The sequence below is a fragment of the Rapidithrix thailandica genome (assembly GCF_039710355.1).
GTDB lineage: Bacteria > Bacteroidota > Bacteroidia > Cytophagales > Flammeovirgaceae > Rapidithrix > Rapidithrix thailandica.
Genome location: NZ_JBDKWZ010000004.1, coordinates 228,942 through 241,484, shown reverse-complemented (window position 1 = coordinate 241,484; position 12,543 = coordinate 228,942). Strand labels below are relative to the sequence as shown.

Sequence of the window (12,543 nt, the reverse complement as noted above, 5' to 3'; positions counted from 1 at the left end):
AGATAACCTTAGCAAGAAAGATAAGTCAAATTTGTGGAAGTAAGAAAAAGGGCCGGGGCCCTTTTTCTGTTTGCATAGCGACCCCTTATTGCAACGGGTCAAAAGTTCCTCCGTCCCAACCTTGAGTTTGCTCCAGGTTGCTGTTTACATCCAGATGCTTTTTGGGAATCCCGTAAAAGTAATACTCCTCTTGCAGGTTAAACGCTTCTCCTGCCGCTTGTTCTACATCTGTGTAAATGAAGTCGAACAAAGAACCTACCGCATTGAGGTCGTCCCAGCCACTGGGTTTCACCGCATTGGATTTTAACTGAAAGAACAGCGCATGTCTTCTCCCCAGGTTATTCAACACATCAAACCTTCTCCATCTGCGCAAATCCCACCAACGCTTTCCTTCAAAGGCAAATTCCACCTGCCGCTCCTTCATATAGCGCTCCCGAAGGGCCTCTTTGGACGACTCCGCAATGCCGTAATTCCCGCTACCGGCTTCGATACCAGCCCGTTCACGTATTTTGTAAAGCACTGTCAGCGCTTCGTCCGTTTTGCCAATTTCGTTGGCCGCTTCGCCATAGTTCATCAATACTTCCGCATACCGGATTTCAATCCAGTCGATGCCACATTGGTCAATAGTTTGGGGCGTAATCGTTTTGTCCAGGGCTTTATTCCGGTAAAAACCAGTGTAATTGTTTCCTCCTTCTTCATACAACTCATACTCGATAAAATTGCCATTGGCATCTTTATAATTCCACAAATACCCTTCGTTCACCCCTCCCGGTTGCAATTTAGGAATACCATAATCGCTTCCGGTATAAGCAACCGTGGCATAAAAGCGTTGGTCGCGATTTTTCCAAAAATCCTGATACCCTCCGTTGGGGTCGAAATCACTCCCGTCTTTCATGGGGAAGGCATTCACCAGGTCGATAGTGGGGCGGTCCCCACCTACGTTGTCCCGGGTGGCCCAAATAGGACGCAATAAGTTCTGGTTACTGGTATGGCCGGGGTGAAAATAGCGATGAAACATGACGGCCTCCTTATTTTGCTCCTCGTACCAAACTTCAGCAAAATCGGCAAATAATCCTTTTCCCTGGCCATCCAGAAAGTCCACCGCGGCTTTATTGGCTTCATAGGCCTTTTGCCATCTGGCCTGGTCTCCGTTGGGGGTAAACTGCGGACTGGCATAGTACAACAACACCCGGCCTTTGAAAGCCATCGCTACTCCTTTATCAATCCGTCCGTAATCCACCCCGTTCCAACTGTCAGGAAGCAAGTCAATTGCATGATTTAAGTCCTCTTCCATTTGTAGGATACATTCGGAAGTTTTATTTCTACTTACAAGAATAGCATCCTCGTCTTCGCGATCTTGAGGCTGCAGGATCAAAGGTACACCTCCATAACGTTTCACCATATCGAAGTAGGCCCAAGCCCTCCAAAACAAAGCTTGTCCCTTGAGTTTGTCAATTTCATCAGGTTTCAGGCTTCCTTTTTCCACCTCCTGTAATAAGATATTAATCTTACGGATGGTGGAATAGTGCCAAATGTCTTCAGTATCGATGGTTGCATTTCCCTTCAAAAAATCATTCAAAGTAAAGCCGTCACCGGGAGCTTCATCCGAGGCTCCTCCCGAACTGTAGCTCCACTCTGGCATTAGTTTGCTGTAAATATTGTCAACATAAGCCTGGGCCAAGAAATAATCATTCCACACATCTTGTGGGTTGATCGCTCCTAAATTTTCCTTATCCAACACATCTTCACAACTTACCGATAGGAATGCCACTACCGATAAGCATAGGGTATAAAATTTCATTTTCATCATTCTAACAGTTTGATTCAAGAATTAAAGTGTCACGCTTATTCCACCACTAAAGTTTTTCATATTGGGATAGACTCCGGCATGTTTGACTTCAGGGTCATAAGTTTTGAACTTGCTCAAGTGGAACAGGTTGGTGGCATTGAAAAACAACTGTATATCCTGCAAGCCGGCTTTTCCTGTCAGCTTTTTAGGCAAGCTATAGCTTACATTGATGTTTTTCAGACGTACAAAACTGGCATTGCGCAACCACAAACCGGAAGTACGATTGTAGGTTCCGGTCCAAGCAATATTGGGGCTAGGCATACTGGCATTGGGATTGTCCGCGGACCAATAATCTTCCCATATACTGTAAATTCTTGTATGAGGATAGGGATCTTGTGCCACTATTTGCTTCTGATGCCCGGCCATTCCTTGAAAGAATAATTCTATGCTAAAACCTTTCCAGAAACTGCCCAAGGTAAGCCCATAACTAACCGGAGCAGATGAATAATTATGCAGGATCGTTTGATCATAACCGTCAATTTTTCCATCCGGTTTTCCATCCGGGCCGCTCAGGTCTTTGTAATTGGCCATTCCCAACTGCGGAGTATGGCCAAAGATTCTCCAGTCGTCCGGCAAGGCATCCAGATCCGCCTGGGTACGAATAATTCCATCGTATTCCCATCCGGTAATACGGCCTAAGGGCTTCCCAACCGGATTTTCCCAATCCTGGGCGTTTTCCTTCACATCGATTTCCACCACTTTGTTTTTACCAAAGGCAAAGTTACCCGAAACATAATAGTTCAACCCTGAGGCGGTCGTACGCTCATAGGCCAACTCAAATTCAAAACCGTTGGAATTTACAATACCGTAATTCTCCGGAGGTAAATTGGCCCCAAAAGTAGTGGGTACAGTCACTTGCCGCCCTCTGAGAATATCAAAAGTACGCTTGAACCAATACTCTGTTGTGAAGGAGATGCCGTTGGAGAACTCCACATCTAACCCGGCATTCCAGGTTCTGGATTTCTCCCAGGTCACCGACCTGTTTTTATTTCCTCCGTACCAAACGCCTTTGGTTTCTTTCGGGTTTTCCCCAAAGTAGAAACCATCGTCCGGTCTATAGGTTTCCTGCCATAAGAATGCTGCTATCTGATCTCCGTTGATCCGGTCGTTCCCTAAGGTTCCCATGGAAGCACGTACTTTGAGTTCTTCCAAAAACCCGAGATTAAAGAAAGGCTCTTCGGAAATTCGCCAACCGGCCGAAACGGCCGGGAAAAAGCCATATTGATGCCCGGGAGCAAACAAATAATTTCCGTCATAACGGAAAGACGCGCTTAATAAATACTTTTTGGCATAATCGTAATTCACCCGGCCAACATAAGCGAGCTGCCCTCCTTCGCTTTCACTACCGCCTACATAGGAATCCGTACGGTCGCCACTGGTGGCAAAGTACTGATCTCTCACCAGGATCGGGAAACGGTCGCGATTGCCATAAGTATCCCCATTTTCCCATTCGCGTTGTTCATACACGAAGGTGGCGGCCAGGTTGTGCTTCCCGAAAGAACGCTCGTAGTCCGCCTGTAAATTTAACTGGTAAGAGCTGTTAGAGATATTTTGGGTATAAAGAAACTCCGTACTTGGATGCCCGCTCATCGTAGTCCCTCCTGTCAGCTTTCTGGAGTAAATCTTTCCTTGATTAGGTTCTGAGATGTACAATAGGTGCTTTTTGGCAAATAATTTCTGCTGCCTATTGTATTTTTCAAAAGCATAGGAACCTTTCAGCCGTAAGCCTTTCACAAAGGGCACTTTATATTCCAGAGTAATGATATTACTTTGAATCTGTTCCTTGTACCTGCGGTATCCCGAATTGTTGATCAACTCGGCCACATTTCCCAGCCAACCCAGATCTAAGGGTTTGCCCTCTTCGGAAAAGAAAGGAATATACGGCTGCCAGGTCTGCAGTTTTTTCCATAAATCGGACAAATCGTCTCCATCCCAATCATAGGTCCAATAATACTTGTTGCGCTTGGTATTTATGTTAGACATATTGAGTGATACACTCAAGTCCTCTGTCAACTGGGCCCTTATATTTCCCCGAAGGGTATTTTTGTTATAAGTCAGCGGATCGAGGAATCCCGTCTGTCCGTAAAGTGAACCACCCAGGTAATATTGGATTTTATCGCTTCCTCCTTTGATACTCAAGGCATGCCGCTTAGAAGTGGGGGTTTTGTAGACTTCATTCAAATTGTCGTAACCATATCCGTTATTCACTGTTTTGATATGGGCAATTTCCTCCTCCGTCCAATAGTTATTGTCCGTTTCGGGCAGATAACTATTCGCCAGTCTGGCAATATCCACTGCGGACATCATGTCCGGCAACTGCGTGGGTTTTTCCGAGCTGAAGGTAGCGGTATAGTTGATTTGAGCTTTACCACTCTGGCCCCTTTCCGTAGTCACCAGGATAACTCCTCCCGAAGCTTTCACCCCATAGACGGCTGCCGAAGCCGCATCTTTCAAGACACTGATCTCCTTGATTTCGCTGGGGTCTAATGCATCAAAAGCCCGCTTTTCCCGGACAATCCCATCGATCACAAAAAGAGGAGGATTATCATTGAAACTATCTTTGGCCCGCACTCTTATATTGGAAGAGGTTCCAGGTGTACCCGTCCAATTGTCTACATACACCCCGGCAATCCGCCCGGCCATCAGAGAGGAAAGGTTCGAAGCCGGAATTTTTTTGATGTCTTTGGAATCCATCCTACTCACTGCCCCGGTGATAGTCGCCCGGCTTTGCTCTCCGTACCCCACCACTACCACTTCATCCAATTGGGTCAAGTCAGGCTCCAAGGTAATGTTTAAGACTGATTGATTTCCAACTTCAATGGTTTGCGAGATATACCCTACATAACTAAAAACCAAAGTACTCCCCCCGGCAACGGTCAATTTATATTCTCCGTTGATATCCGAAGTAGTCCCTGTAGCGGTGCCTTGCACCAGAATGGACACCCCTGGCAAAGGTTCACCATCAGGATCCACTACTTTTCCGGAAATCAGGATATTATCTTCAGCATAAGGAGAAGCGGCCACCGCTGTGAAAACAATGCTTATCCATAGGCATTGGGTGAACAATCCGTTCAGAAATAAATTCCTCAGCGGAAAGGACTTAAAGTTCTTCCATTTCATATTTTTGTATAGATTTTTATAATGAATAGTTTGTTGTAAAAACTTCTTAGAGGAGGAGTAGGGATTGCGTCAACAGTTTTCTACTTATTCCTCTAAAAAATTCTCTCCTCTTGCTCTTAGCAAAAGGATTTTCCTGTGCTTGTATCAAATTGTTCTCATAGGCAGTAATTTTCGTTAAAGTGAAAAAGGAAATTTATAAGCTCCAAGGTAGGTAAGAGTTCTAAGCCAATCTCCCTGAAACTTTTCAAGTTCTGGCACTTTTTTGACCTTAATGCTATTCCCTGATTGTTTTTCAGCTAAAAATTAACTTACACTGGTGAAAAGTAAGGGTTGAAGGATTGAAGGGTTGAAGGATCAAAGGTGGAAAAACAAACATGACTGGTTGAAAGTAACGCTTGTTGTGGCAGGCGATCAATGCGGGGGGTTGCTGTGATTTGGTGAATGGGTGAATGAGTGATTTGGTGAGTGGATTTTTTCTGATGTAAGCATTCACGGCTCCGTTTTTCAGCTTATTAAGCCCGCTTCGTAAAAGAGAGGATCAAAGGTGGAAAAAACGAACATGGCTGGTTGAAAGTAACGCTTATTGTGGCAGGCTATCAATGCGGGGGTTGCTGTGATTTGGTGAGTGAGTGATTTGGTGAGTGTTTTTTTTATGATGTAAGCATTCACGGCTCCGTTTTTCAGCTTGTTAAGCCCGCTCCGTAAAAGAGAGGATCAAAGGTGGAAAAACAAACATGGCTGGTTGAAAGTAACACTTGTTGTGGCAGGCTATCAATGCGGGGGTTGCTGTGATTTGGTGAATGGGTGAATGAGTGATTTGGTGAGTGGGTTTTTTCTGACCTAACCATTCACAGCTCCGTTTTTCAGCTTGTTATGAAGTGGCTTTGAGCAATGTATTTTATACAAAAATCTTCTTCTTCCGGCTTTCGGAAAAAAAATTCCTTCCCTAAGTGAGTAGATTTAAATTCTTCCGGTCTCTTAACCAACAATCCACAACGATTATTAACTGATGAAAATGAAAATACGATACTACGCCTACCCTAAAAGGGTATGGATACTACTGACACTACTGTCTACACTTTTATATCATGCCTGTACATCCCCGGGCCACAATACTTCCGATCAAACACAACACGACTGGGAAAACGAACAAATATTCGAACGCAATAAAGAAAAGGCCCATGCGGAATTTTTCCCGTTTACTTCCGTAGAACAGGCTATGGCCAATATGCCTGAACAAGCCGGCAACTATCAAAATTTAAATGGCAACTGGAAATTTCACTGGTCCAGAAAGCCGGCCGACCGACCGGTAGACTTTTATCAAGAAGATTTTGATTTCAGTCAATGGGGTGAAATGCCCGTACCCGGCAACTGGGAACTCAACGGCCATGGGGTTCCTCATTACCTGGATGTTAGCTATCCTTTTCCTGCCAACTGGCCTCATATTCCTCATGACTACAACCCGGTGGGTTCTTATCGCCACACTTTTCAAATCCCTGAGGCCTGGGACGGTCAAGAAATATTCATCCACTTTGGCTCGGTCCGTTCGGCTTTTTATGTATGGGTGAATGGCGAAAAAGTCGGGTATAGCCAAGGTTCCAAATTACCGGCCGAATTCAACATTACCTCCTATGTTCGAAAGGGTGAAAACAGCTTGGCTGTGGAAGTCTACCGCTGGTCGGATGGCAGCTACCTGGAAGATCAGGATTTTTGGCGTTTGAGTGGCTTCGAACGAGGTGTTTGGGTATACGCCACACCCAAAGTGCATTTGCGGGATTTCTTTATCAAAGCCGGTTTGGCAGAGGATTATACCGAAGGAGTCTTCTCGGTAGATGCTGAAATCATCAATTATCGACAGAAACCAAGCACTGCCCATTCGTTGCAAGTGTATTTATTGGAAAGCGCTGACACTTCCAAAGCCTTACTCAATTTAAGTCAAAAAATCGAACCTGTTTCACCTGGAGAAAACAAAAATATACGCCTCTCGGCCCGGGTTCCCAAGCCTAAAAAATGGACGGCAGAAACTCCCAACCTTTATACCGTCTTACTTATTTTAAAAGATGTACAAGGACAAGTAATAGAAGCCACAACATGTAAAACCGGTTTCCGGAAGGTAGAGATCAAAGACGGTTTGTTATTGGTCAATGGAACAAAAGTTACTCTCAGAGGTGTGAACCGCCACGAACACGACCCCACCACCGGGCATGTAGTGGATGAGGCCTCCATGTTGAAAGACATCCGTTTGATGAAGCAATACAATCTCAATGCGGTGCGGGCCAGCCACTATCCCAACCACAAGCGTTGGTATGAGCTCTGTGACGAATACGGTTTGTATGTGGTAGACGAGGCCAATATCGAATCACACGGGTATGAAATATACGATACCGCCATCACATTAGCCAACAAGCCGGAATGGATTCCCGCCCACCTCGACCGCACGGTTCGCATGGTGGAACGCGACAAAAACTACCCGTCCATCATCACTTGGTCTTTAGGAAATGAAGCCGGATTCGGAGTGTGTTTTAAAGAAACTTACCAATGGGTAAAACAACGGGACGACTCCCGACCGGTACAGTATGAAATGGCCCAATACTCAGAGTATACAGACATTCAAGCCCCTATGTACCACTCGATCGAAAAGATTGAAAAGTTTGCTCAAAACAGTCCTACCCGTCCGTTGATTCTATGCGAATATGCTCATGCAATGGGCAACAGTGTAGGTAACTTACAAGACTATTGGGATGTCATCGAAAAGTACGAACACTTGCAAGGAGGATTTATCTGGGACTGGGTAGACCAAGGCCTTTTACGAGAGACAAAAGAAGGAGAAAAGTACTTTGTATATGGAGGAGACTTCGATCATCTTCCGGTAAAAAATGACTCTAATTTCTGTATCAACGGCCTGGTAGATGCCAACCGCGAGCCACATCCGCATATTTATGAAGTAAAAAAAGTTTATCAACCCATTAAAGCACTTCCGGTAGATTTAAGCAAAGGCAAGATCGCTCTATGGAACAAATTTGATTTTACCAACCTGAACCAATATATCCTTTCATGGGAATTGGAAGCCAACGGGGAAGTCATTGCACAAGCCACTTTGCCAGTGACTAACCTGCCGCCCCATGCCAAAAAAGAAATCACCCTGGTACTTCCCAATATCCAAACCCAGGCCGGTACCGAGTATTTTCTTAAAGTAAAAGCTGTCACCCGGCACGAAGCACCTTTGGTACCACAAGGCCATGAAATAGCCTGGGACCAAATGCAACTGCCCTGGGATACACCTGCTACCCATACGGACCTGACCAAGATGCCTCCTGTTACTTTGGAAGAAAATAAAGAAAAGCTTTTGGTGAAAGGGGAAAACTTCCGTTTAGTAATCGACCGTCAAAAAGGAAAAATTACCCGTTGGCAATACATGGGAAAAGAATTGGTTAAAGAAGGCTTGCGGCCGAACTTCTGGCGCCCTCCCAATGACAATGATTTAGGAAATGAAATGCCCCGGAGGTGTGAAATATGGAGAGAGGCGGGACAAAACCTCAAAATCACCCGTAGTTCCGCCAAAGTCCTTTCTTCCCAAGAAATCCAGATTGAAGTCCAGGCTCAAGTACCTGCGGGGAATTCCACCTATCGCACACAATATACGGTATTTGGTAGTGGCGATGTGTTGGTGGAAAACCACTTTACTCCCGGAAGTGACAGCCTGCCCGAATTGCCCCGCTTTGGTATGACCATGACATTACCTGCGGAATTCAATCAACTGGAATGGTTGGGTCGCGGGCCACATGAAAGCTATTGGGACCGTAAAACCGGAGCCGCTATCGGAAAGTACCAAGGCCCCGTAAACGAGCAGTACCACAACTATGTTCGCCCACAGGAAACGGGAAATAAAACGGATGTCCGTTGGGCGGCACTCACCTCTAAAGAGGGCATTGGTTTGTTGGCTGTAGGTGAACCACTCTTGGAAGTCAGTGCTTATCCCTTTCCTATGCTAGACCTCGACCGGGTATTGGGACCACAACGCCATAGCATTGATATTAAACCCAAAGATTTGACTACCTTTAACCTTGACTATAAACAAATGGGCGTAGGTGGGGACAACAGTTGGGGGGCTAAAACGCACCCCGAATACACATTGTATCCACAGGAGTACTCCTATTCATTCCGGCTCCGGCCTTATCAGGTAGGACTCGAAGACCCGGTACAATTGAGTAAACAAGCCTTAAAAGCACATAAAGAAATTTGAAAAAAGTGGATAAAAAGCCTCCGGTTATTGAAAACAACCGGAGGAAAATTCCGAATAATCAAACCGACGACAATAGAGAAGAATGCTTACATTAACTACGATAGAAACACTCCTGCAATCCTATTCACTGGGGCAACTCCAATCTCTTGACAAACTCAATAGCGGGTTTGCCAATGTGAATTACCGGTTGCAAACGGATCAAGGCAGCTACTTGTTCCGTCTCTGTGCCCAGCAGCCGTTGGAAATGATTGCTTATGAATTGGATTTGATGCAATTATTAAAGGAAATCCGCTTTCCTACTGCCTTTCCTATAGCCCGGAAGGACGGAAAGTATATTAGTCATCTGGAAGAAGGCCCGGTGATGGTGTATGACTTTGTAGAAGGCAAGGAACCGGAGGTAAACCCGGAAACGGCTGCGGAAATAGCCCGGGCCATGAGTATACTACATCAACACAAAGCGCCTCCACATCTCCGAAAAGTCAACTCTTTGGCTTTTTCCAATTGCCATATATTGATTGAAAAATTCGACTCGGCTCCCTATCAGTACCCGGATATTTTTGAGTATTTTGTACAGGAAACAAAAGCCCTTGCCGAGCCCTTAAGCCACCCATTACCCAACGGGTTGGTTCACGGAGATATCTTCCCGGACAATACCTTGTTCCAAGGCAACCGGTTGCGAGCAATTGTTGATTTTGAAGAAGCCTGTACCGATCATTTTCTTTTTGATATAGGAGTGGCTATCAACGGTTTTTGCTTTGTAAACAATGTATTGTCTTCCGAATGTCTGAATCGTTTTTTAAACGCCTATCAAAGGCCTTTGACTCCGGAGGAACAAGAGCTTCTTCCCTATTACATCCGATGGGGTGCTCATGCTACCATTTACTGGCATTTGACCAACGACTTATTGCATACGCCTCATCCCAAACAGTTGGACAGGGTTAGAGAATTGATAGAACGGGTCACTTTACAAAAAGAGGTCAGTTCCACATCATGAGTTTTGTTTTCCAAGTCATCATAAAACAACAGAAAGACAGAAACAAGACAAATGTTTCGTATCTTAACCATCTCCGGGATTTCCCATCAAAAGCCTTGGAGGATTGAATTCCGACAAGTAAATATCATGAACACCTAATTCCTAGAAACAAAATCCTCATACATATGAATTTACAAGACCAATCCTATACGATACAGGGCCTCCAACCAGAAGAGATTGTCTCTGAATTCGGCACACCACTTTATGTGTATGACAGTTCGGTGATCCGGCAACAGGTGGCAAAATTTCAAAAAGCCTTTGCCGCCATCGACCATAAAGTAAAATATGCCGCCAAAGCCCTGACCAACATCAATATTTTAAAATTGATGCAAAGGGAGGGACTGGGTCTTGATACCGTGTCACTACAAGAAATCAAAATGGGACTACAGGCGGGGTTTGCCCCTCAGGATATCGTGTTCACTCCCAACTGTGTAGATTTTTCTGAAATTGAAGAAGCGGTGGAAATTGGTACGGTCATTAATATTGACAACCTATCCAACCTGGAAAAATTCGCTAAAAAGTACGGTTCTTCGGTGCCTTGTTTTATCCGGCTCAACCCCTTTATCGTGGCCGATTCGCAATCCGAAAAGGTAGCCCATTGGCATAGTCAATCCAAATTTGGGGTTGCCGTCAGCCAACTGGACCAAGCCCATCAATTAGTGGAAGATTACGGACTGCATATCTACGGTATTCATATCCATTCCAGTTCGGTCATTATGAATCCTGAAATCTTTCAAAAAGGAGCGGAAGCCGTTTTTGAAATGGCCAAACAATTTAAAGACTTGCAGTACATAGATTTTGGCGGAGGCATTAAAGTACCTTATGCTCCGGACGATCAGACCATTGACATCTTTCAAATGGGAGAGCGCCTTCACAATGTCCATCAGCAATTTTGCCGGGAGTTCGGCAAGCCCGTTCAGTTGTGGTTTGAGCCGGGCCGCTTTTTGGTCAGTGACTGTGGAGCATTGCTGGTAAAGGCAGTGGTGAGAAAAGACAATGGCGACCGGGATTTTGTTGGGGTGGATTCGGGATTTAACCATTTGATCCGGCCGATGATGTATGGCGCCCATCATGAAATTGTAAACCTCTCCAACCCTTTTGGCCCCCGGAAGGAATATACCATTGTGGGCAATATTTGTGAGATCGACAACTTTGCCGTCAACCGCTCCATGCCCGAAGTGAAAGAAGGGGATTTGTTGGCTATTTTAAATGCAGGAGCTTACGGTTACAGTATGGCAAGCACCTATAATTCCCGCTTCCGTCCGGCAGAAGTGCTGGTACACGAAGGGAAAGCACATTTGATCCGGCAAAGGGATACTTATGAAGACTTGATGCGCAATCAAATGGAAATTAATTTATAAATTGGGTCGAATTTTCGTGATCCCTTGTACAGGGAACGATACTCACGATTACTCGTGAAATAAGCATGCACTTGTTTCACTCCTTAAACCCAATTTTCAATCACATAAAAACATCAACACAATGTCATCTATTCAAACACTGGAGCAGCTACTAGGTAAAATGTGGCGGGATTATGTAGAAACCAACCCTCCTGCTCAACAAATTCACGACTTAATTCAGGCCGAGGGCAATGAAGTTTTGAACGATCATATTGCATTCCGCACCTTCAACCATCCTAAAATCAATATCGATCAATTGGCCAAAGTATTCAAAGCTTGTGGCTATGAAGAAAAAAGCGATTATTACTTTACGGAGAAAAAACTATATGCCAAGCATTTCGAACACAGTGATGAAACGCTTCCCCGGATTTTTATCAGCGAATTGCAATTGGAGGAGTTTGATGAAGAGCTGAATACCATTATCAACTCACTGGTAGAACAGATTGCGGAAGTGGATTATGAGCGTTTTGACTTCAGTTCTATGGGCCGCCCTTGGGAATTGTCTTACCAAACGTATCAGCAGTTAAAAGAAAAGAGTGAATATGCTGCGTGGACCGCTGCTTTTGGTTTTCGCCCGAATCACTTTACAGTAAATGTAAATGCCCTCAAGACACTTCCGGACTTAGAGTCGCTTAATGCCTTCCTGAAAGAGAAAGGCTTTAAATTAAACGATAGTGGCGGGGAAATCAAAGGGTCAAAAGAGGTATATCTGGAACAATCCTCTACCTTGGCGTACAATACCGAAGTCGTTTTTTCTGATGGAAAACACGTGATCCCGGCTTGTTATTATGAATTTGCCAAGCGCTATCCTACCGAATCCGGAAAGTTGTACAGTGGCTTTGTAGCCAAGTCAGCGGACAAGATTTTTGAAAGCACCGACCGGGGACAATAAGCCTTT

General features: G+C 44.9%; 6 protein-coding genes. 4 read left to right on the top strand and 2 right to left on the bottom strand.

All coding sequences use genetic code 11. From position 1 onward, the window contains the following. Positions 1–85: 85 nt before the first annotated feature. Complete coding sequence (locus tag AAG747_RS08730; protein WP_346820774.1) at positions 86–1,810, bottom strand: RagB/SusD family nutrient uptake outer membrane protein; 1,725 nt, start codon at positions 1,808–1,810, stop codon at positions 86–88. Between the two features lie 21 nt (positions 1,811–1,831). Then, positions 1,832–4,969: a SusC/RagA family TonB-linked outer membrane protein gene (locus AAG747_RS08725; protein ID WP_346820773.1), complete on the bottom strand. Its 3,138-nt coding sequence runs from the start codon at positions 4,967–4,969 to the stop codon at positions 1,832–1,834. A gap of 1,009 nt (positions 4,970–5,978) precedes the next feature. On the opposite strand from AAG747_RS08725, the gene lacZ reads away from it, so the two are divergent. The 4 genes from lacZ (at position 5,979) to AAG747_RS08705 (ending at position 12,537) form a co-directional block, all read left to right on the top strand. Next, complete coding sequence (lacZ, locus tag AAG747_RS08720; protein WP_346820772.1) at positions 5,979–9,212, top strand: beta-galactosidase, LacZ type; 3,234 nt, start codon at positions 5,979–5,981, stop codon at positions 9,210–9,212. A gap of 82 nt (positions 9,213–9,294) precedes the next feature. Continuing rightward, positions 9,295–10,206, top strand: a complete 912-nt coding sequence (locus AAG747_RS08715; protein ID WP_346820771.1) for a homoserine kinase — start codon at positions 9,295–9,297, stop codon at positions 10,204–10,206. A 164-nt stretch (positions 10,207–10,370) separates the two neighbouring features. After that, on the top strand, positions 10,371–11,606 hold the full coding sequence (gene lysA / locus AAG747_RS08710; protein WP_346820770.1) for a diaminopimelate decarboxylase: 1,236 nt from the start codon (positions 10,371–10,373) through the stop codon (positions 11,604–11,606). Positions 11,607–11,727: 121 nt separating this feature from the next. Further along, complete coding sequence (locus tag AAG747_RS08705) at positions 11,728–12,537, top strand: DUF1338 domain-containing protein (protein ID WP_346820769.1); 810 nt, start codon at positions 11,728–11,730, stop codon at positions 12,535–12,537. Positions 12,538–12,543: the final 6 nt, after the last annotated feature.

Bases quoted from the DNA above. Each gene is read 5' to 3' on its own strand.
- AAG747_RS08730 (WP_346820774.1), bottom strand. From the start codon at position 1,810: ATGATGAAAATGAAATTTTATACCCTATGCTTATCGGTAGTGGCATTC.
- AAG747_RS08725 (WP_346820773.1), bottom strand. From the start codon at position 4,969: ATGAAATGGAAGAACTTTAAGTCCTTTCCGCTGAGGAATTTATTTCTG.
- lacZ (WP_346820772.1), top strand. From the start codon at position 5,979: ATGAAAATGAAAATACGATACTACGCCTACCCTAAAAGGGTATGGATA.
- AAG747_RS08715 (WP_346820771.1), top strand. From the start codon at position 9,295: ATGCTTACATTAACTACGATAGAAACACTCCTGCAATCCTATTCACTG.
- lysA (WP_346820770.1), top strand. From the start codon at position 10,371: ATGAATTTACAAGACCAATCCTATACGATACAGGGCCTCCAACCAGAA.
- AAG747_RS08705 (WP_346820769.1), top strand. From the start codon at position 11,728: ATGTCATCTATTCAAACACTGGAGCAGCTACTAGGTAAAATGTGGCGG.